The organism is Mycobacterium sp. 29Ha, assembly GCF_032883055.1.
Taxonomy (GTDB): Bacteria; Actinomycetota; Actinomycetes; order Mycobacteriales; family Mycobacteriaceae; genus Mycobacterium; species Mycobacterium gallinarum.
The window spans coordinates 1-20446 of the sequence record NZ_JAMQTI010000029.1; the positions used below are offsets into that span (position 1 = coordinate 1).

General features: G+C 64.2%; 19 protein-coding genes, 1 tRNA gene and 1 pseudogene. 8 read left to right on the top strand and 13 right to left on the bottom strand.

Annotated features, from left to right (window positions below; translation table 11 throughout):
• Positions 1-182: 182 nt before the first annotated feature.
• Positions 183-1106 (bottom strand): DUF6602 domain-containing protein, encoded by a 924-nt coding sequence (locus M1248_RS27990; protein WP_317150385.1) that lies wholly within the window; start codon positions 1104-1106, stop codon positions 183-185.
• A gap of 187 nt (positions 1107-1293) precedes the next feature.
• Positions 1294-1367: transfer RNA gene (locus M1248_RS27995), tRNA-Gly, on the bottom strand.
• A 57-nt stretch (positions 1368-1424) separates the two neighbouring features.
• On the opposite strand from M1248_RS27995, the gene dcd reads away from it, so the two are divergent.
• The 4 genes from dcd (at position 1425) to M1248_RS28015 (ending at position 6724) form a co-directional block, all read left to right on the top strand.
• Entirely contained in the window at positions 1425-1997 is a 573-nt protein-coding gene (dcd, locus tag M1248_RS28000) for a dCTP deaminase (protein WP_163733961.1), read from the top strand.
• Between the two features lie 129 nt (positions 1998-2126).
• Positions 2127-3443, top strand: coding sequence for an ammonium transporter (locus tag M1248_RS28005; RefSeq protein ID WP_163733964.1), 1317 nt, complete (start codon positions 2127-2129; stop codon positions 3441-3443).
• Positions 3444-3701: 258 nt separating this feature from the next.
• Positions 3702-5285 (top strand): hypothetical protein, encoded by a 1584-nt coding sequence (locus tag M1248_RS28010; protein ID WP_163733967.1) that lies wholly within the window; start codon positions 3702-3704, stop codon positions 5283-5285.
• A gap of 89 nt (positions 5286-5374) precedes the next feature.
• Positions 5375-6724 carry a UDP-glucose/GDP-mannose dehydrogenase family protein gene (locus tag M1248_RS28015; protein ID WP_317150386.1) on the top strand — a complete coding sequence of 450 codons (1350 nt, stop codon included), beginning with the start codon at positions 5375-5377 and terminating at the stop codon, positions 6722-6724.
• Here the strand turns inward: M1248_RS28015 and M1248_RS28020 are convergent.
• Positions 6702-7322: a TetR/AcrR family transcriptional regulator gene (locus tag M1248_RS28020; RefSeq protein ID WP_163733973.1), complete on the bottom strand. Its 621-nt coding sequence runs from the start codon at positions 7320-7322 to the stop codon at positions 6702-6704. The two genes, M1248_RS28015 and M1248_RS28020, sit on opposite strands and share 23 nt — an antisense overlap.
• 87 nt (positions 7323-7409) lie before the next feature.
• On the opposite strand from M1248_RS28020, the gene M1248_RS28025 reads away from it, so the two are divergent.
• From M1248_RS28025 to rfbA, 4 genes are read left to right on the top strand one after another with little or no spacing between them, the layout of a single operon-like run.
• Positions 7410-8735: a cytochrome P450 gene (locus M1248_RS28025; RefSeq protein ID WP_317150387.1), complete on the top strand. Its 1326-nt coding sequence runs from the start codon at positions 7410-7412 to the stop codon at positions 8733-8735.
• 1 nt (position 8736) lies between these two features.
• Positions 8737-9486: a maleylpyruvate isomerase family mycothiol-dependent enzyme gene (locus tag M1248_RS28030; protein ID WP_317150388.1), complete on the top strand. Its 750-nt coding sequence runs from the start codon at positions 8737-8739 to the stop codon at positions 9484-9486.
• A gap of 19 nt (positions 9487-9505) precedes the next feature.
• Positions 9506-9853, top strand: coding sequence for a nuclear transport factor 2 family protein (locus tag M1248_RS28035; protein ID WP_163733980.1), 348 nt, complete (start codon positions 9506-9508; stop codon positions 9851-9853).
• Complete coding sequence (gene rfbA, locus M1248_RS28040) at positions 9853-10716, top strand: glucose-1-phosphate thymidylyltransferase RfbA (protein ID WP_317150389.1); 864 nt, start codon at positions 9853-9855, stop codon at positions 10714-10716. The genes M1248_RS28035 and rfbA overlap by 1 nt, the downstream gene beginning before the upstream one ends.
• On the opposite strand, the gene M1248_RS28045 is transcribed toward rfbA, so the two are convergent.
• From M1248_RS28045 to M1248_RS28090, 10 genes and pseudogenes are all read right to left on the bottom strand, one after another.
• Positions 10670-11932 (bottom strand): YibE/F family protein, encoded by a 1263-nt coding sequence (locus tag M1248_RS28045; protein ID WP_317150390.1) that lies wholly within the window; start codon positions 11930-11932, stop codon positions 10670-10672. The genes rfbA and M1248_RS28045 overlap by 47 nt on opposite strands.
• 45 nt (positions 11933-11977) lie before the next feature.
• Entirely contained in the window at positions 11978-12781 is an 804-nt protein-coding gene (locus M1248_RS28050) for a SigB/SigF/SigG family RNA polymerase sigma factor (RefSeq protein WP_286201650.1), read from the bottom strand.
• A gap of 203 nt (positions 12782-12984) precedes the next feature.
• Complete coding sequence (locus M1248_RS28055; RefSeq protein WP_163733990.1) at positions 12985-13128, bottom strand: hypothetical protein; 144 nt, start codon at positions 13126-13128, stop codon at positions 12985-12987.
• Positions 13129-14070, bottom strand: a complete 942-nt coding sequence (locus M1248_RS28060; RefSeq protein WP_163733993.1) for a manganese catalase family protein — start codon at positions 14068-14070, stop codon at positions 13129-13131.
• Between the two features lie 29 nt (positions 14071-14099).
• Positions 14100-14612 (bottom strand): DUF4383 domain-containing protein, encoded by a 513-nt coding sequence (locus M1248_RS28065; protein WP_317150391.1) that lies wholly within the window; start codon positions 14610-14612, stop codon positions 14100-14102.
• Positions 14613-15371: 759 nt separating this feature from the next.
• A pseudogene (locus M1248_RS28070) lies at positions 15372-16229 on the bottom strand (alpha/beta fold hydrolase); the annotation flags it as partial.
• On the bottom strand, positions 16216-17328 hold the full coding sequence (locus M1248_RS28075) for a fatty acid desaturase (protein WP_317150392.1): 1113 nt from the start codon (positions 17326-17328) through the stop codon (positions 16216-16218). The gene M1248_RS28075 and the pseudogene M1248_RS28070, both read right to left, overlap by 14 nt.
• Positions 17329-17588: 260 nt before the next feature.
• Positions 17589-18308: an IF2 family translation initiation factor gene (locus M1248_RS28080; protein ID WP_317150393.1), complete on the bottom strand. Its 720-nt coding sequence runs from the start codon at positions 18306-18308 to the stop codon at positions 17589-17591.
• Between the two features lie 26 nt (positions 18309-18334).
• Entirely contained in the window at positions 18335-18892 is a 558-nt protein-coding gene (locus M1248_RS28085; protein ID WP_317150394.1) for a CsbD family protein, read from the bottom strand.
• A gap of 241 nt (positions 18893-19133) precedes the next feature.
• Positions 19134-20435, bottom strand: a complete 1302-nt coding sequence (locus M1248_RS28090; RefSeq protein WP_163738104.1) for a pyridoxal phosphate-dependent aminotransferase — start codon at positions 20433-20435, stop codon at positions 19134-19136.
• Positions 20436-20446: the final 11 nt, after the last annotated feature.

Below are 20446 nucleotides of genomic sequence, written 5' to 3' on the forward strand. Positions count from 1 at the left end.
CCCACCAACCCCAAGCCGCATAGCGACTGGACCACCAAACGGGTCCCCCTCAGGTTCCTGATGGCGAATCGCGCGCTTGCGGTCAAAAGACGGACCTTCGGTTCCGCTGGCCCTTATCGAGCCAGCGAAGGTCCTGCACACAAGCGATCGACTTTCGACGCTGCAGCCGGTTGGAGCGCTGTTCAATCGAAACGTCTGATTGTCTCCTGCTCAAACAGACGAGCCCGCAGCGGACCACTGACGTCGAGCACGTCGAGCGGGCGGGTGGCACCAGTGCCTGGATGCATGCCTGTGTTCGTGACCTCGAATCCACGGGCCAGGTATGCCAATTGTGGGTCGCGGGTTGCGAGTTTTGCCCACAGTTGGGAGATAAGAGTTGCCACGGCGTTGGGGTTGACCACCGGTATCTCATCGATCTCTGGTGGCTGGTACGCAGAACGCCAGAAGTCGATGTATTTGTCGTGGGGCGACGGCTCTCGAGTCTCGACCTCGTCAGCCCACACTTCTATCGTGCGATACCAGCAGTCGAGGTCGGCGACGCAAACGATGTCGAGTTGTCGTCGAGGGTCTGCTTGCTTCTTCGCTTCGGCGCGAAGCTTCTTGGTAACGCTGGCCCGAGGGTCCCTCGTGCGCTTGCTGTAGGAATGCGCAAGCACGCCGTATATAAGTGGTGACAGCAATTCACCGACTTCGGACCCTCTCCGCTCTGCAAAGCCTGCGCGTACTAGGCGTGCGTTGGTGATCGCATCACCCAATAGCGTTGTGCTCAGCTCAGATTTGACGCTGAAGGCTGCAACGACCCCCGATAGCAATACCTCCGACCGCTCCCGCAGATCGCGAGGATACGACGGATGAAAGATAACCAGGTCCGTCTCCGCAGAATGAATTGCTCCGCCAACGGAGCGTTCCAGAACTAGATACTTCCGAGTCCCGATCTCGTACTGCGGGGGGAGCCAGCCGAGGAGCATACGACGAAATATCGCCTCGTAGTTATGTCCTCGCTCTTGAATGGTGTCAGGGCTCTTAAATCGATCGCGCACCATCTGGTACTCGCGGGCGGCATCCTTGGCGACTGCATCCAGCCATGCGTGGTGCGCGTACTCCATGCGCTTTTATATACGCCTCGCGCAGACCTCTTACGGCACTGCCGGGCCGTTGACCTGGAGAACCTGAGTCCGAGGCAGCAAACATGTTTCGAGCGGGTGCGTCGTCAAACCACGGTCAAGCGACGGTCAAACCAGCCCCAGTCTGATGGTCGGGATCGGTGGATACGCCAACTGAGTTGGGGTTTCGTGGAGCCGATGACGGGAATCGAACCCGCGTATTCAGCTTGGGAAGCTGATGTTCTGCCATTGAACTACATCGGCTTGGCTGGCTGCACCAGTGATCACGAAGGCTAACACTCGAGCGGCTACGCTCGTCGCGTGCTGCTCTCCGATCGCGACATCAGGGCCGAAATCGCCACCGGACGGTTGGGCATCGACCCCTTCGAGGAAAGCCTGATTCAGCCGTCGAGCGTCGACGTCCGACTGGACAACCTGTTCCGGGTGTTCAACAACACCCGCTACACCCACATCGACCCGGCGATCCGCCAGGACGATCTCACCACCCTGGTCGAACCCAAGGAGGGCGAGCCGTTCGTACTGCATCCCGGCGAGTTCGTCCTCGGCTCGACGCTCGAGCGCTGCTCCTTGCCCAACGACCTTGCCGGCCGTCTGGAAGGCAAGTCCTCACTCGGTCGCCTCGGGCTGTTGACACACTCGACGGCCGGGTTCATCGACCCCGGCTTCACCGGCCACATCACGCTGGAACTGTCCAACGTCGCGAACCTGCCGATAACCCTGTGGACCGGCATGAAGATCGGCCAGCTCTGCCTGCTGCGGCTGACCAGCCCCGCCGAACATCCCTACGGCAGCTCGCAGGCCGGCTCGAAATACCAGGGCCAGCGCGGCCCGACCCCGTCGCGGTCGTACCAGAACTTCATCAAGTCCAGCTGAAACGGGCACGACGGAGCCGTGAGCTTTCGGTAACTGCGGCGAAACACGAAACATGCCGGAAACACTTTTGCCGCGCAGCTGAAACGTAGGGCCGAAATGCTCTCTCCGAACTTCGCCGAAGGAGCTGACGTGCCCGAGATAGATCCCGCCGCGACCGCATGGCTGCTGGCCGCCACCGCGATGGTCCTGCTGATGACCCCCGGTCTGGCCATCTTCTACGGCGGCATGGTCCGCACCACCGGCGTGCTCAACATGATCATGATGTGCTTCATCTCGATCCCGGCATGCACTGTCGCCTGGCTGTTGCTCGGCTACACCGTCGCGTTCTCCGAGGACGCGGGCGGTGGGCTGATCGGAAACCTCTCGCACTTCGGCATGCTCGGTATCGATCCGACGACCGTCCGCGGGTCGGTGCCCGAACTCCTTTTCGCCACTTTCCAACTCACCTTTGCGATCGTCACCGCAGCACTCGTCAGCGGCGCCATCGCCGACCGTGCCCGGTTCTCCGCGTGGGTGGTCTTCGTTCCGCTGTGGACCGTCGCCGTGTACGCCGTGGTGGCGCACTGGGTTTGGGGTCCCGACGGCTGGCTCTTCAACCTCGGTGTTCTCGACTACGCCGGCGGCCTGGTCGTCGAAATCGTCTCCGGTGCTTCGGCTTTGGCGCTGGCGCTGGTACTCGGACCCCGCATCGGCTTCAAAAAGGACGCGATGCGCCCGCACAATCTGCCCTTCGTCCTGCTCGGTGCGGGCCTGCTGTGGTTCGGCTGGTTCGGGTTCAACGCCGGCTCGGCACTGGCGGCCAACGGCACCGCGGCGGCGGTCTTCCTCAACACGTTGGTCGCGGGCTGCCTCGGCATGCTCGGCTGGATCACGGTCGAGCGGTTCCGCGACGGTAAGCCGACGACCTTCGGCGCCGCCTCGGGTGTGGTCGCCGGCCTGGTCGCGATCACACCGTCGTGCGGGACGGTCAACACGCTCGGTGCCATCGTCGTGGGTCTGGCGGCGGGCATCATCTGCTCGTATGCAGTCGGCCTGAAGTTCCGGTTTGGCTACGACGACTCGCTCGACGTCGTCGGCGTGCACTACGTCGGCGGGCTCGTCGGTGTGCTGCTCATCGGATTCCTGGCCGCAGAGGTGATGACCGCCGGCCCCGAGGGCCTGTTCTACGGTGGCGGACTCGCCCAGCTGGGCAAGCAGGCCCTCGCGGCCCTGGTGGTGACCCTCTACGCCTTCACCGTCTCGTACGCGCTGGCCAAGATCATCGATCGCGTCCTCGGGTTCCGCGTCAGCCCCGAGGACGAGACGACGGGCGTCGACTTCACCCAGCACGCCGAGACCGCATACGCCGAGGGCGTGCACGGGCACCAGCCCGGTCGTCGACCGACTCCCGGCGGTCCTGGCGCTGTAGGACAGCGCACCGAGACCGCGGACGACAGCGCGGACTGACAGTTCCCAGGACATCTTTCTTACCGTTTGAACGGCCTCGCGCATCCGGCCGTTGACCCGAGTAGGGTCGTAGTACCGGCGTCGTCGGGGCGCCGGAGCTGCCACAGATCCGGCCACGACTCGATTGTTGTCAGCAAATGCGTTTTGGGATGTAACGCACCTGCAGATCACGTCGATGAAGTACTAGTGGTCGGCTCGTGCGGAATGCGGGGTCCATCAAAGAACTTGACCGATTAGCAAACTTATTTGGAGGAGTAAGTGGACATCGTATTGGGTGTGTCTACGACACCTACGACGGTCCGCATGGTGCTGGTCGAAGGGGAAAAGGGCGACGGAGTAACCGTCGACCACGACTCGTTCGACGTCGCCTCTAAGGAAGGCTCGGCTAACTCGGCGGCCGATCAGGTTGTCGAAGCGGTGCTGGGCACCCAGGAGAGCGCGGCAACCGGCGGTCACCACCTCAAGGCGATCGGCGTCACCTGGAGCGACCACAGCGAGGGTGCGGCACTGCGCGATGCGCTGGCCGCCAAGGGCTTGGACGACGTGATGTTGGTGTCCGCGAGCCACGCCGCGGCGTCACTGGCGCAGGCGGCGGGCCGCGCGGTCGGATACGCGACCACTGCACTGCTGTTCATCGACCGTGACAGCGCCACGCTGTCGGTCGTCCAGACCGACGACGGCTCGGTCGTGAAGGTGCTGAGCAGCAGTCTGCACAGCGAGGACGCGATGGGAGTGCTGTCCGAGATGGCCGCCGCCGTCGACGCGCAGGATTCGCCACCGCAGGGCATGTTCGTCGTCGGCTCCGGCGTCGACGTGTCCTCGGTCAAGGAACACCTCCGGCACCTGGTCAGCCTTCCGGTCAGCGCGCCGGACGAACCCGAACTCGCCCTCGCCCGCGGTGCGGCCCTGGCCGCCGCCAACGCTCCGGCAATGGAGTCGTCCACCGTCGGCCTGGCGTATTCGCTGGACCCCGACGGCACCACCGCAGGCTCGGTTCTCGCCGGCCTTGCCAATGCGGAGACGCAGCTGCGGGCGGTCGGCTCCGATGGGGCGGCCCTCGGTGACTATGACCCCCAGACCGACATGCAGCTGGCCGAGCCCGAGCGCAAGCCGTTCCTGCTGGTCGGCAGCGCGCTGACGTCCATCTTCGTCGTCGGCGTGGTGGCGCTGGTCATTTCCTTGGCCGTGAGCATCCGTCCGACGGCCGACCAGCGGCCGAGTCCCGGGCAGAACGCGCTGGTTCCGACCACGGTCGTCCCCGCCGCACCGGCTCCCGCGCCCCCTCCGGCGGCGAAGCCGGTCGAGGCGCCCCCGCCGCCGCCAGCGGCGCAAACCATCAAGCCTCCGGTGCCCGTGGCGCAGCAGGTACCGCAGGCACCGCCGCGGACCGTGTACGTCGAGGCGCCGCCACCCGCGGCACCACCGCCGCCTGCGGCACCGCCACCGGCGCCCGCGGCTCCGGTTCCCGTGCCGGCGCCAGCCCCGGTCTACACGCCGCCGCCGGTCTACAACCCACCGCCGTACTACCGGCCGTGGACGCCCCCGTGGCGCCCGACGTATGTGCAGCCGAAGCCGTGGACTCCGCCATGGAGCCCGCCGTGGGACGACGAGCCCGAGACCCCGCAGCTGCCCGAGATTCCGCAGATCCCCCAGCAGCCGCAGGTGCCGCAGATCCCGCAGTACCCGCAGCAGCAGTACCCGCAGTCACCGTCACGGAACGGTTCCGGGGACGGCGCCAATTCGCGCGGTGGTCCTCAATACCCGGGTTCGGGATACCCGGGATCGGGTTCGTCCGGCCGTGGCGGTGGCGGAAACAACTGCTTCCTGATCTTCTGCAGCTGAGACGAGCCGCGTTCACTCGTAACCTAGCGTTGGTGTGTTGCTAAGTGTCGCGTAGCAGTTAGCTCATCGCGGCTGCATACAAGGGTGGTATGCGATGCGCAGTATTCGGCACGGGCTATCTCGGAGCGACACACGCCGCCGGCATGGCCGAAATCGGGCACGACGTGATCGGTGTCGACATCGACCCCGGGAAGATCGCCAAGCTCGCCTCCGGCGACATTCCGTTCTACGAACCCGGCCTGCGAAAGATGTTGAGCGACAACATCGCTGCTGGTCGCCTCCGCTTCACCACCGATTACGACGCCGCGGCCGAGTTCGCCGACGTCCACTTCCTCGGCGTCGGAACTCCGCAGAAGAAGGGTGAATACGGCGCGGATCTGCGGCATGTACACGCCGTCATCGACACGCTCGTGCCGCGCCTGGCTCGATCGGCGGTCATCGTCGGAAAGTCCACGGTCCCGGTGGGCACCGCCGCCGAACTCGCCGAACGGGCGCGGGCATTGGCGCCGGCGGGTATTGACGTCGAGGTGGCGTGGAATCCTGAATTCCTGCGTGAAGGGTTCGCCGTACACGACACGCTGCATCCCGACCGGATCGTCCTTGGCGTGCCAAAGAATTCGGTGAACGCCGAAGCCGCCGTGCGTCAACTGTACGCGCCGCTGCTACACGACGACGTGCCGTTCCTGGTCACCGACCTGCAAACCGCCGAACTCGTCAAGGTGTCGGCCAACGCGTTTCTCGCCACGAAGATCTCGTTCATCAATGCGATTTCCGAGGTTTGCGAGGCGGTCGATGCCGACGTCACAATGCTGGCCGACGCGCTGGGTCACGACTCCCGGATCGGGCGGCGATTCCTCAACGCGGGCCTCGGATTCGGCGGCGGCTGCCTGCCCAAGGACATCCGCGCGTTCATGGCGCGTGCCGGTGAGCTCGGCGCCAATCACGCGCTGACGTTTCTTCGTGAGGTGGACAGCATCAACATGCGCCGACGCACCAGGATGGTGGAGCTGGCCACGACCGCCTGCGGCGGTTCGCTTCTCGGCGCGAACGTCGCGGTACTCGGTGCGGCGTTCAAACCAGAGTCCGATGACGTGCGTGACTCGCCGGCACTCAACGTCGCGGGCATGCTGCAACTCAACGGCGCCACCGTCAACGTGTACGACCCCAAGGCGATCGAGAACTCGCAGCGCTTGTTCCCGACCCTGAACTACTCGACGTCGGTGGTGGAGGCCTGTGAACGCGCCGATGCCGTGCTGGTGCTGACCGAATGGCGCGAGTTCGTCGAACTGGACCCCGCCGAGCTGGCCGACACCGTTCACGCCAAAGTTGTTGTGGACGGGCGCAATTGCCTCGATGCCGAGCGGTGGTCCGCCGCGGGCTGGCAGGTGTACTGCCTGGGTAGGAACCCGCGCGTGGTCAGCTCGCCGTCGCTTGTTTGAGCATTCCGTCAAAGCCCTGCCACAACAGCATGAACACGAGTTCGACGACCCGCTCGCGCGGCACGTCGCGATTCTCGTACCACCAGCTGGCGACGCCGTGACATGCCGCCTGGGTGGCCCTGGCCAGGATCCACGCCGCCTCGTCAACGGTGATGCCCTTCACCGGTTTTGACTCGCCTGCCCCGAATCGGATCAGATCGGCGATACCGGCGGTGCCGCGGTCGGCCAACTCCTGCCGCACTTCGGCGATCTCGGGGTCGGCGGGTACGTCCTGATGGAAGACGCGCCAGATGAACGGATCCTCCTCGACGAACGCGAAGTAGTTCGCGATGCTGGCGCGCACCAGCTCTTCGACCGTCGCGCCTTCGAGGCGACGCAGTGACCGCTCCCGCAGCTGCTCGGCGTGCGCCAGCAGGAGCGTCACGTGCAGGTCGCGCTTGGAGCCGAAGTGGTCGTAGAGCACGGACGGGACGACGCCTGCCCGCGCGGCGATGTCCGACATCTTGGCGGCTGTATACCCGTGCTCGGCGAACACCTCGACGGCCGCGTCGAGGATGCGGGCCCGGCGTTCTTCGGCGGGTATCCGCTTCCTTGCCATACCGAATGATAATTCGGTAGGCTCCGGATCCATAACCGAACCACGATTCGGTAAACCGTGTGGGCGGTGTCGACGGAGCGGAGGCTCATGGCTCAGACCAGGATCAAGCAGTGGATTCACTGGCTCTCCGTGCACGGCCTGATCAGGGGCTTCGCCACGGTCGTAGCTCGTCGGGGCGATCCGCAGGGACGAATGCTCGCCGACCCCACGGTGCGGACGGACCCCATCGCATTCATCGAGGAACTGCGCGCGCGCGGCCCGATAGTCCGATGCCGTGCCCTGTTCATGACTGTCGACCACAAGGTCGTCAACGACCTGCTGCGCTCCGACGACTTCCACGTGTTCCAGATGGGATCGACTCTGCCCAAACCGATTCAGTGGGTGGCAGCACGCACCAAATCCGATCTGCTGCATCCGATTCAGCCACCGTCGATGCTCTCGGTGGAACCGCCTCAGCACACGCGTTATCGCAAGCTGGTGTCATCGGTGTTCACCACACGTGCTGTTGCAGCCCTGCGCGACCGCGTACAGGACGCGGCGAACGCCCTACTGGACGGCCTCACCGAAGCGGGCACCGTGGACATCGTCGATCGGTACTGCTCGCAACTTCCCGTCACGGTCATCGGCGACATCCTCGGGGTGCCCGACGACGCGAGGCCCCGCATCCTCGAGTTCGGTGAACTGGGTGCGCCGAGCCTCGACATCGGTCTGACGTGGACGCAGTACAAGACGGTCTACCGCGGTATCAGGGGCTTCAACGACTGGCTGTCCAATCACCTGCACGAGCTGAGTCGCAACCCCGGCGACGACTTGATGAGCCAGATCATCGTGGCGTCCCAGGACGCCGAAGGCGGCCCGCTGACTCATCAGGAGTTGCTCGCGACCGCGGGCCTTGTGCTCGCCGCAGGCTTCGAGACGACGGTCAACCTGCTGGGCAACGGGATTCGAATGCTGCTGGACACCCCGGAGCATCTCGACACGTTGGCCGAGCGTCCCGAGCTGTGGCCGACGGCAGTCGAGGAGGTTCTGCGGCTGGATTCGCCGGTGCAACTCAGCGCCCGGATCGCGACGAGGGACATCGAGGTCGAGGGCACCCTGGTGAAGCGCAACGAGGGCGTGATCCTGTACCTCGCCGGCGCCAATCGAGATCCCAACGTCTTCGACGACCCGCATCGCTTCGACATCGAACGCGCCAACGCGGGTAAGCACCTGTCGTTCTCCGGCGGGCGGCACTTCTGCCTCGGTGCGGCGCTGGCGCGCGCCGAAGGTGAGGTCGGGCTGAGGACCTTCTTCGAGCGCTTCCCGGATGCGCGACTGGCCGGCGAGGGCAGCCGTCGGGAGACGCGCGTACTGCGCGGATGGTCGTCGCTCCCGATCTCGCTTGGTGAGGCGCGCACCGCTGTAAGTTCGTGACGTGGACTTCCGAGCCGCCCTGCTCGATCAGACCCAAGCGTTCGGCGAACTGATTCGCGCTACCGATCCGTCGACACCGATTCCGACCTGTCCGGGCTGGACAATGCAGCAGTTGTTCCGCCATGTCGGGCGCGGAAACCGGTGGGCCGCGCAGATCGTCGCCGAGCGCCGCAGCCAGCCGCTGGACCCACGCGCTGTACGCGACGGCAAGCCGCCCGACGATCCCGACGCCGCCATCGACTGGCTCAACGGCGGCGTACAGCAGTTGATCATCGCCGTCGAGCAGGTCGGCGCCGACGCCCGCGTGTGGACGTTCAACGGGCCGCGGCCCGCCGGGTTCTGGATCCGCAGGCGGCTGCACGAGGTGCTCGTGCACTCCGCCGACGCCGCGCTCGCATCGGGCGCCGACTTCAACCCGGCACCCGAACTGGCGGCCGACGCGATCAGCGAGTGGATCGAGCTCATGGTGGTACAGGCCGACAAACACGCACCGCCGGTCGACCGTGGGCGCACGCTGCATCTGCACGCCACCGAAGCGGATCTCGGGCCGACGGGTGAGTGGACGATCGGCAACGACGAGGACGGTTTGTCCTGGACCCACGACCACGGTAAGGGGGACGTCGCGCTGCGCGGACCGGTCAGGGACCTGCTGCTGGCGATCGTGCGTCGACGCCGGTCGTCAGAGCTCGACATCGAGGTTTTCGGAGACGAGGCGGTGTGGGACGCATGGTTGCAACGCACGCCGTTCTGATTGGCGTATTTTCACGACCATGACCACTTCGGAGATCGCGACCGTCCTCGCTTGGCATGACGCGCTCAACGAGCAGGACCTCGACACGCTCATCCAGGTTTCCAGCGACGACATCGAGTTCGGCGACGCGAGCGGCGCGGGACAGGGACACGCCGCGCTGCGCGAGTGGGCGAATTCCCTGGCGACATCGGCGGCCGTTCCCGGCCGCATGTACGTCCGCGACGGCGTCGTCGTCGCCGAGGAAGAAGACGGAAAGGCGGCGGCGTTCCGTGTCGTGCACGACCACGTCACGTCGGTGTTCCGGCACGACGATCTTGCGTCGGCGCTGGCCGCCACCGAGCTGAGCGAAGGGGATCTGGCGGGCTGATGCGGGGGATCATTCTGGCCGGGGGGTCGGGGACGCGGCTGTATCCGATCACGATGGGTGTGAGCAAGCAGCTGGTGCCGGTGTACGACAAGCCGATGATCTATTACCCGCTGTCCACCTTGATGATGGCGGGGATCCGCGATATCCAGATCATCACCACCGCCGATGACGCACCGGCATTTCACCGATTGCTCGGTGACGGTTCACAATTCGGCATCGACCTCACCTACGCCGTCCAGGAGAAACCTGACGGCCTGGCGCAGGCGTTCATCATCGGCGCCGACCACATCGGAAACGATTCGGTGGCACTGGTGCTGGGGGACAACATCTTCTACGGACCGCGCCTGGGCACCAGCCTCAGCCGATTCCAAGAGGTCAGTGGGGGTGCGGTTTTCGCGTACTGGGTCGCCAACCCTTCCGCGTACGGCGTGGTCGAGTTCAGCGACGACGGCCTCGCGCTTTCGCTGGAGGAGAAGCCCGAGACGCCGAAGTCGCATTACGCGGTGCCGGGGCTGTACTTCTACGACAACGACGTCATCGAGATCGCACGCGGGCTGAAGCCCTCGGCGCGAGGCGAATACGAGATCACCGACATCAATCAGATGTACCTCAATCAGGGCCGGCTATCGGTCGAGGTGCTTGCCCGCGGCACGGCGTGGCTGGACACCGGAACGTTCGACTCGCTGCTCGATGCCAGCGACTATGTGCGCACCATCGAGCGCAGGCAGGGTTTGAAGATCAGCGTCCCCGAGGAAGTCGCGTGGCAGGTCGGCTTCATCGACGACGAACAGTTGGCCGCGCGCGCAAAAACTCTGCTCAAGTCCGGCTATGGCCGGTACCTGCTGGGCCTGCTGGAGCGCTAGTAGGCGTAGCGAGCACCGCGGCGATCGCCGTTGTCAGCGGCACCGACAGCGCCAGAGCTATGCCACCGACTGCCGACCGTGCGATCTCGATGGCCACGCTCTCGCTGGTCAGCACGTCGCCGAGCGAGCGGTTGGCGACACTGAACAACAGCAACAGCGGCAGAGCGCTACCCGCGTAGGCCAGCACCAGCGTGTAGACGGTGCTGGCGATGTGGTCACGCCCCACTCGCATGGCGCCGACGAACACCGCCGGGCGTGAAGTGCCCTCCAGCGCGGCCAACTCGAACGCCGTCGACGCCTGGGTGACGGTGACGTCGTTGAGCACGCCGAGCGAACCGACGATGAACCCGGCCAGCAACAGCCCGGTGATCGACACGTTGCCCAGGTACGTCGCGACGGCGTTGTTCTCCTCCTCGGAGAGACCGGTCAGATGAGTCAACTCGATTGCGGCCCAGGACAACAAGGCGGCCAACAGGAGCGACGCCAGTGTGCCGAGCAACGCCGCGCTGGTGCGAAGGCTGACGCCATGCGCCAGGTAGATCACCGCGTAGAGGATCACCGACGACGCCACCAACGCGACGGGGATGGCGGCGGCCCCGTCGCGCAGGGCAGGCAGCATGAACGCGACCAGCACCAGAAATGCGACGACGATCCCGATCAGCGCGCGTAGTCCGCGCCAGCGGGCGACCGCGACGACCACCACCGCGAACGCGACGGCCAGTCCGATCAACGGCCACGTCCGCTCGTAGTCGTAGAACGAGTAGGTCGTGGTGCCGGTCGGGTCGACCTGGCGGGTGATCCGAATCTGGTCGCCGACCGCGAGCTGTGGCTGGCCGGCCCCGCCGCTGAACTCCAGCAGGGTGTTGGCGCCCGCGTTCGGACCCGAATCGATCGCGATGAATGCCTGCACGCATGGGGTGCCCTCACCCTCGGCGGGGGCGGGAGGGGTTGTCAGCACCGAGCCCACCGACTGGTAGCCGCAGGTCGACGCGGTGGTGGACACCACGTGCCCGGCCTCGGTGGTGACAGCGCCGCCCTCGGCGTTCTGGAACGGCAGCGGGATGTCGACCTTCTGCTGACTGGGCCACAGCCATGCGGCCCCGGCCAGGGTCACCACGCCGATGGCGATCAGCAGTCCGACGACGACCTTGGCGGCCAGCGGTCCCAGCGGAGACGGTGCGCTCAGGGAGTGGGAATGGGCGTGCGAGTGCGTCACCCGCAACAGGGTAGGGGTGTTACCTGATTCCTGCGGTCGTGGGAGCTATACGGGTTCGAGTGTCAGCGCCTGATCGCTCAGCTGGTCGAGGGATCTGGACAGCAGGCGCGACACATGCATCTGCGAGATACCGAGGCGCTCGGCGATCTGTGTCTGGGTCATGTTCTCGAAGAATCGCAGCATGAGCACGTGTTGCTGCCGTGCGGGCAACTTCGCCAGCAGTGGGCGCACCGTCTCGACATCGAGCACCTTATCCAGATTGCAGTCGATTGCCCCGATCTTGTCAGTAATTGATTGTCCGTCGATGTCGTCTGCTGCCCTCGGGCCGGTCCAATCCGACGACACGGTGGAATACGCGGTCGCGGCAATCTGCGCTTGCACAACTTCTTCACGTCCGAGCCCCAGATGGTTGGCCATCTCGCTTGCGGTCGGCGCACGACCCAGTTGTTGGAACAGCTCGTCACGTGCCCTATTCAGTTGTAAGCCAAGCTCTTTCATTCGGCGTGGAACTTTCACCGCCCATCCGTGGTCACGGAAATATCGGCGAACCTCGCCCATCATCGTCGGAATGGCAAACGCCAGGAAGTCAGCACCGTTGTCTGGATCGAAGCGCTTCACTGCCTGAACCAGGCCGAGTCGTGCCACCTGAACGAGGTCTTCGTACGGTTCCCCACGCCGACTGAAGCGGCGTGCGATGTGGCTGGCCAACGGCAGGCAGCGCTCGACGATGGCGTCGCGTTGGCGCCGATGCTCATTCGACTGCTCGTCCAGCCTTTTCAAATGTTGGAACATGCCTACGAGATCGGCATATTCGGATCTAGACCTCGGGGTCACCAGGACGCCCTTCAACCGGTTGATCCTGGATAGGGCGGCTCGCAGAAGAACCGGGCAATGGTGCGCGGCGGCCGGTCAGCTATTCACACACGGCGCAGAATGCTTCTCGGCTCGTTACCCGCTGCTGGATACAACACAGCCGAGACTCGAGCCTACCCCGGCGTGCCGCACTTGCGCACCGAGTTGCGGGCGGCACAGCCGGGTAGTTGGGAGTAGGACTAGCTGGGTGACTCGTTGGCGGCGTTCTCGGCCGCCTGGTCGGTGCCGGTCGGGTGATCGGTGTCGCGGGGATCGGGTGTCGTGGCTTCGACATCCGCATCTTCGGCGACACCGACCTTCTCTGGCTGAGTTGATTGCTGCATCTACTTGGTGACCGATCCGTTGGTCGCGATCTCCACCTCTGCGGTCGCCTGAATGAGCGCCAGCAGTTCCTTGTCCAGGCCGGGTGCGAACTCTTCACGCCGTTCCGGCGCGATGGTCATCGGGAAACCCTCCGGCATGACGGCGGTACTCAATTCGGTGCCGTCGTTGGACGGCGATGCACCCTGGTACAGCTTGGCCGCTTGGCTTTCGTCATCGGCGCTGAAGGTGTACTGGACGCTCTGCAGGCCGAGATCGAGAAGTTTCTTGACCTCGGGGAACTGCTCGGCGTTTGTCTTTGGGATCGGCAGTGCTGCACCCCAATTCACTCCCAGGCTCTCCAGCGCCTTGGCGAATGCGTTCTCGTGAGCCTGATCGCGAACGATCAGATAGGCGATGGTGGAACGCGCCGTCTTGTTGTCCGTCATCTCGTAGATCCGGCACTTCTGCAGCCGTCCGGTCGACTCGAGCATGAGATTGTAGAGCAGGTCGAGGACCAAGTTTCCGCTGTTGTAGACGTAGGAGCCGCTCCACGGGTTGCCTGCCGCGTCGACGGGCAGAGCGCCCTGCGCCCCCACCAGGTAATGATGAATGTTGCTGGTATCCAATGCGATTTTCAGCGGCGTGGCGCCGCCGGCGCCGGGCTTGTCGACCGCGTCGGTCTTCCTGCCCTTGTATTCCGGTGAGCCGTCGAGGAGGCGCGAGATGGTGGTCCCGATGAGTTCGACGTGGCTGATCTCTTCGGTGCCTACGCCCTGCAGAAGATCCTTATAGGGCTTGGAGGCCGCATCGCCGCGGAAGTTGATGCTCTGGAACAGGTATTGCATCATCGTCCGCATCTCGCCGAATTGGCCTCCCAGGCCCTCCTGAAGCGCATTGGCGGCAGCGGGATCTGGCTCATCGACGACGATCTCGTTGATCAATTGCTGAGTGTGCAGGTACATGATTCTCCTTGAATGGGTTGAGGTGTTGGTCAGTGGAGGGGACCGTTGGACGCGCTTTGCGTCCGCACCCCCGTGCCGACCGGCCTGCCGGTGTCATCGTGAGTGCGACCCAGCGCGACGCCGAGTGCGATCATCGCGATCGCAAGCCCGAGATGCAGCCAGTTGTCAGCGTCGTTGACGGGGACGAAGTTGGCTGCGCTGTCGTGATCTATCACCAGGCCGTAGACGAAGAGGATCAGGTACACGATGCCGCCGCCGACCAGGTAAGAGCGGGCGCTGTTGAACGTGCGCGCCAGGGCAATCCCTGCGACACCGAATGCCAAGTGCACCAGGTTGTGCAGCACGGACACGTTGAAGATTCCGAGCAGTGCGGCTTCAGAGTGATGGCCTGCGAAGCTGAGCTGGTCGTAGTTCGTGGTGATTCCAGGGACGAAGCCGAGAATGCCGACGGCCAGGAATACGGCACCGACTGCGAGAGCCGCTTTCTGGACCGCAGAAGTGAATCTTGGCGTCTTGACGGGTTCGTGGACGGGATGGGTCATGTATTTGCCTCAAGCTTGGGGGTTCACCGCCAGGGGCTCCCCTTGCTGGAAGCGGTCGGTTCCGCAGTGATACCCGTGCGCAATTGATGCAAACGCATTGACAGGAGCTGATTTTGCCTCCGTCGCGCATGAACATTCAGCCAGATCGGGGATTGCCAGATTGCGGAGCAGGAGTCGACACCGCTCCGCAACCGGAGCTCAATTTTTGACACGGACGAATCGCAAAGTGTCCCGAAGATGTTGTGGTTCAGGCGGGTTAAGACATCCGTGTGCGGAGTGCGGAAACCAATGTCTGGGCGGTGAACAGGATGTCCACGGGAGCGCGACCCGAAGGGTAGTGCGTATCCCGGCCCCAGCCGGTTACTTCTAACGTAATCCACCTAACTCCCAAACGGCGACGCTGTCAATCCGTGCGTGCTGCCCCGCTTTGGGGTCGGCGGACTAACACATCATTGACTCGTTCTGCGGGCCGTACCGCACCCGCACTTTGGTGTTCACCTTGCGCACGTCATGGGTGGCCGTGCGGCCGCGCAAGGCGAGCAGATGTCCCCAGCGCTGTATGACCTCGGTGCTGCGCGGCAGATTTCGGCCGCTGGCCAGACCGACCAGTGCGCGCCCTAGATCGTCTGCGCTGAGACCGGTTTCGTGAATTCCATCGGTGAAGTCCTTCAGCGCCTCGCCCGGTGAACATCCTCGCAACTCCATGAGCACTCCGACCGCGACCTCGAACTCGGTCTGCGACCGAAGGGCATCCGCGACACCTGGTCGCGGTAGCTGTTCTTCGCTACCCCCGATGAACTCCTCGATCGCCGAGACGAATTCGGCCGGCGCTTCGACGTGTGGGAAGTGGCCCAATCCGGTGAGTACTTCAAGCCGGCTCTCCGGTCGCGCCGCGCGCACCCCGTAGCCGTGTTTGACCGGGATGATGCGGTCGCTTTCCCCCCACACCACCAAGGTGGGCACCTCGGCCCGCAGCCGCAATCGGCTCAGGGCACTGACCGATTGTCCGCGGTAGTCGACCACTGACCGCAATGTTCGGAGAAATGCCGCTCTCGTAGGCGGATCGGAAAGCGAGCTGTAAGTCCCCCAGAACTGCTCGACCAGCGGTGAGCTCAGCCCGACTGAACTCAGCCACGAGCGCACTCTGTTTCCGGCCCCGAGCACCAGTTTCGGTGCTATGACCGGCAGCACGAACTCGGCTCCGGGTGCCGCCAGCAGCCGAAGGATCCAGCCCACATCGGGTCCCAATCCTCCGCTGCTGACGAGTACGAGTCGCTGACAGTACTCAGGATGCTGATAGATGAATTGCATTGCCACCCCGCCGCCCAGCGAGTGGCCGACAATCGTGGCCCGGCTGATTCCCAGCTCATCGAGCAGGTCACGCAGGCCGGCGGCGAAGGCGCCCAACGAGTAATCGGTTCGGGGTTTGGCGGACTGTCCGTGCCCGAGCAAGTCTGGGGCGATGACCCGGTATCGCTGAGCCAACTGGGGGATAACCGCCTGCCAAGTGTCCGAGCTGCCCGCCATTCCGTGAATCAGCACTACAACGTCGCCGCTGCCCACGTCTCGGTAAGCCACCTGCTCACCGTGTAGCTCGACATACTCAACGTCGCTCATTGATGCCTTCCATGCCCTTGGATGTCGCTGGGTGCCGGTTCGGCAACGCCAGCCGATGAATTGTCCGAATCGTTTGCAGGTACTGGCTCAGCAGCGTCCCTGTGGTGTACGGGATGTCGAACTTGTCGCACAACGCTCGGACCCGGACAGCGATCTCGGCGTAGCGGTTGCTCGGCAGGTCGGGGAAGAGGTGGTGTTCGATCTGGTAACACAAGTTCCCACTCGAGAACGCCATCAGCGGCCCGGCGTCGAAGTTGGCGGTACCGATCATCTGACGCAGATACCACTCCGGTCGACCTTCCTCCTCGATCACTGCAGCTGTGAATTTCTCTGCGCCGTCAGGGAAATGTCCGCAGAAGATCACCACGTAAGCCCACAGGTTGCGCAAGACGTTCGCGGTGACGTTCGCGCCGAGTGTGCGTCGCCAACGCCTACCGCTCAAAGCCGGAAAGGCCACGTAGTCTTTGACCACTTGGCGGCCGATCTTCCTGACGACGGCGCGCGACTGCGCACTCTTCTCACCCGCCGTCTTTGCTCGCTCCTGCGCGGCGCGGACGCCGTTCAGCGCAATTCCCCACTCGAATCCAACCGCCAGCAGCAGGTTGCGCAGTGGCTGCAGCAGGTAACGGGGTTCCCACAGTTGATCGCTGGTCATCCGCATGACGCCAAAGCCGATGTCGTCATCCTTGTCCAGGACGTTTGTGTATACGTGGTGACGGAAGTTGTGGGAATACCGCCATTGTGAAGACAGGCCGGCCATGTCCCATTCCCAAGTGGCCGAATGGATCTCGGGGTCGTTCATCCAATCCCATTGGCCGTGGCCCACGTTGTGGGCGATCTCCATATTTTCAACGCTCTTTGCGAACGCCAGCGCCGCGGTCCCCAGGAACCATCCTGCTTTGGAGTGGCTGGCGGCGATGAGGAGCCGCGCAGCGATCTCCAGCGTGCGTTGGAACGCGATTGTGCGTCGGATGTAGGCGGCGTCATTGGCGCCGCGGGACTCCTCGATATCGCGGCGAATGGTGTCGAGCTCATCGCCGAGTGTTTCCAAGTCGGTTTTGTTCAAATGCGCATACTGTGCGACGTCGATGATGGCCATGAGGATCCTCGGGTTGATCTGGCAGCCGCCCGCGAGGCGCTCACCACAAATGAACTGAGATTTCGGGACGGTTCCACGCTGCCTGGGGACCTGAACCCGCTGGACCCAACAGACGGTCGTGGTGGTCGTCACCGCGAGGTTCTGCCCCAGGGGTACCCGGTGTGGCGGAGGGGAAACTGGGCGCTACGCATGCCGGGCGCGGCCGGGCATGTTGATTATCGCTCCACAACAGGCAGGACTGCCGCCGCACCGCGAAAGCCTCAGCGGTACAGCGACAGTCCCTTCACCACAACTAACTCAAACTTACTTGTTGTTCGCCCGGGCGGCTTGACGCTTGCGCTTCTCGGCGTCGGCCAGATCCTCGATGCGATTCGCCTGTGCCCGCTTGGCCCCGGCCTCTGTGCGCCTGGCCTGAGCATCGTCGAGCTTTGACTTCGCGGCCTCGGCGGCCCGTTGTTCGTTGGACTGATTTTGGCGTGCTCCATGCGCTTGGCCGCCTCGGCCGACTTGGTGCGCTGTGCAGCCACGTCGTCGGCTTGCTTCTTCGCGGCAGCGGTACGTTGGGCCGCAGCCTCTTCCGCTGCGCGCTTGCGCTCTTGTGCGGAATTGCGAGCTTCTTCGACCGTTTGCTCCTTGGCCACACGTGCGTCGTGCCGCTCTTGGCTGGCCTCGTCGCTCTTGGCCTTCAGGTCGGCACGGGAACGCTGCTGCGCCTGCTCCGCCTCCGAATCCAGCTGCGCCGCGCGACCGAGTACATCGCTACGCCTGGCGAGCGCACTGCCGCTCCTTTGAAGCTGCCTGTCGCCCAATACATTTCCTATCGAAGCGTCAAGCAGTCCCAGCGACCGTTCGTAGAACAGTCGTGCCGGTGCTTCTGCATCCATCCGAGCGACCACACGCTGCTCGATCAGTTGGAGGGGAAACCGTGCAATCCGGTACTGAACCCGCAGGACCGCCAGCGGTGCGTCGATGATTCTCATTGATAACTCCTGTTTCTCGCCGGTGCTCAAGGCAGGTCGGCCTGGTTGGTCAGTTTGTCTGCTTGCCGTCTGATTCGGTCGGCTTCCGCCTTGGCGGTCGACGCCTCCTGAACAGTGGTCAGGTGATCGTCGACGGCATCGACCACTTCTTCTGCGGCCGAATCCATTTCGGCACGCTCCTGGTCTTTGGCACGCCGAATCTCGGCCTGCGCCTCGAGCTCGGCACGGACTCTCTCCTGAGAGGCCTGTTGCTGACCTGCCTGCTCGGCCCTGCGCTTCTGATCAGCCTGCTGTTCGCGCACTGATCGCTCCGCAGCGGCCGTCTGTGTGTTCACCGCGACTCGGTCCTGTGTGGCCTCGGCCCGGGCCTCTGATACCTGTGCGCGGGCCTGCGCGGCCTCGGCATCGGCAACGGCTTCGACGCTGTTGGCCTCTTTGCGTTGGTTGGCCTGGGTCTGCTCGAGCTGGCCCTCTGCGGTCAGCGAATCGTTCCCGGTGATAGCACCGGCGACTTCCTTTACCTTGCCCTTTACCGAATCGAACAGCCCCTTACGGGCTTCGTCGGCCTTCTTGTGCTCGCTCATTTGGCTCTTCTCCTGGCGTCAATCGACAACTCGTAAGCCGTCGGGCCGCTCGATAAATGCGGCTACGCCCTAAATGGTTGAATCGGTCCATGGCGACCCGTGGCGGTCTGCGGACCAGTTGCTCTAGTCGTGAATGTCTGCCCCATGACTCGCCGGCAGTTTTTCAACTCGCAGAACTGCGGTTACCCTGCGCGGGTCGAGTTAAACAACGAGCTGGTTCGTAGACGCGCGGAGCTGACGATTACTGGCGGTAGCTGACGAGGAAGTTACCGAGCCGCTCGATGGCGTTGGCCAGATCGCGCGCCCAGGGCAGCGTCACGATGCGCAGGTGGTCGGGTGTCGGCCAGTTGAAGCCGGTGCCCTGGGTGACCAGAATCTTCTCCTGCAGCAGCAGATCGAGCACCAATTGCTCATCATCGACGATGTCGTAGACCTCGGGGTCCAGCCGCGGGAACGCATATAGCGCGCCTTGGGGTTTGACGCACGAAACCCCGGGGATCTCGTTGAGCTTCGTCCAGGCGATGTCGCGTTGCTCGAGCAATCGCCCACCCGGCAGCACGAGATCCTCGATGCTCTGATGCCCGCCGAGCGCGACCTGAATCGCGTGCTGCGCGGGCACATTCGGGCACAGCCGCATATTGGCCAGCAGGCTGATGCCCTCCAGGAAGCTGCCCGCGTGTTCCTTGGGCCCGGTGATGACCAACCAGCCGGAGCGGTAGCCGGCCACCCGATAGGCCTTGGACAGGCCGTTGAACGTCAGCGTCAGCAGATCCGGCGCCAGGGTTGCGAGGCTGATGTGCTCGGCGTCGTCGTACAGAATCTTGTCGTAGATCTCGTCGGCGAGCAGCAGCAGCTGATGCTTGCGCGCCAATTCGACCATCTGCTCGAGGATCTGCTTGCCGTACACCGCACCGGTGGGGTTGTTCGGGTTGATCACGACCAGCGCCTTGGTTCGGTCGGTGATCTTCGCTTCGAGGTCGGCGATGTCGGGCTGCCAGCCCTGGGTCTCGTCGCACAGGTAGTGCACCGGCGTACCACCGGCGAGCGAGGTCGACGCGGTCCACAGCGGGTAGTCCGGTGCGGGGATGAGCACCTGGTCGCCGTTGTCTAGCAGCGCCTGCAGCGTCATGGTGATCAGTTCGGACACCCCGTTGCCGAGGTACACGTCGTCGACGTCGAATCGGGGGAATCCCTCGACCAATTCGTACCGGGTGAACACCGCGCGGCGGGCCGCCTGGATGCCCTTCGAATCGGAGTACCCCTGCGCATATGGCAGCGCCTGGATCATGTCGCGCATGATCACATCGGGTGCCTCGAAGCCGAACGGGGCCGGGTTGCCGATGTTCAGTTTGAGGATGCGGTGACCCTCGGCCTCCAGCCGTGACGCGTGCTCGTGCACCGGGCCACGGATCTCGTACAGCACGTCCTGCAGCTTGGATGACTGCGTGAACGTGCGCGGCCGCGGATGCTGCCCGGCGGCTCCAGAAGAATGGAACGGCACGTGGTGCGTAGTCACGTCCACAATGCTCTCATTGCCGTCCAGCGAATATCGAA

Excerpts from the sequence above, each read along its gene's own strand:
- rfbA (WP_317150389.1), top strand. The coding sequence starts at position 9,853 with ATGCGGGGGATCATTCTGGCCGGGGGGTCGGGGACGCGGCTGTATCCG.
- M1248_RS28085 (WP_317150394.1), bottom strand. The coding sequence starts at position 18,892 with ATGAGCGAGCACAAGAAGGCCGACGAAGCCCGTAAGGGGCTGTTCGAT.
- M1248_RS28075 (WP_317150392.1), bottom strand. The coding sequence starts at position 17,328 with ATGGCCATCATCGACGTCGCACAGTATGCGCATTTGAACAAAACCGAC.
- M1248_RS28065 (WP_317150391.1), bottom strand. The coding sequence starts at position 14,612 with ATGACCCATCCCGTCCACGAACCCGTCAAGACGCCAAGATTCACTTCT.
- M1248_RS28025 (WP_317150387.1), top strand. The coding sequence starts at position 7,410 with ATGGCTCAGACCAGGATCAAGCAGTGGATTCACTGGCTCTCCGTGCAC.
- M1248_RS28060 (WP_163733993.1), bottom strand. The coding sequence starts at position 14,070 with ATGTACCTGCACACTCAGCAATTGATCAACGAGATCGTCGTCGATGAG.
- M1248_RS28035 (WP_163733980.1), top strand. The coding sequence starts at position 9,506 with ATGACCACTTCGGAGATCGCGACCGTCCTCGCTTGGCATGACGCGCTC.
- M1248_RS28080 (WP_317150393.1), bottom strand. The coding sequence starts at position 18,308 with ATGAGAATCATCGACGCACCGCTGGCGGTCCTGCGGGTTCAGTACCGG.
- M1248_RS28055 (WP_163733990.1), bottom strand. The coding sequence starts at position 13,128 with ATGCAGCAATCAACTCAGCCAGAGAAGGTCGGTGTCGCCGAAGATGCG.
- M1248_RS27990 (WP_317150385.1), bottom strand. The coding sequence starts at position 1,106 with ATGGAGTACGCGCACCACGCATGGCTGGATGCAGTCGCCAAGGATGCC.
- M1248_RS28020 (WP_163733973.1), bottom strand. The coding sequence starts at position 7,322 with ATGGCAAGGAAGCGGATACCCGCCGAAGAACGCCGGGCCCGCATCCTC.
- M1248_RS28015 (WP_317150386.1), top strand. The coding sequence starts at position 5,375 with ATGCGATGCGCAGTATTCGGCACGGGCTATCTCGGAGCGACACACGCC.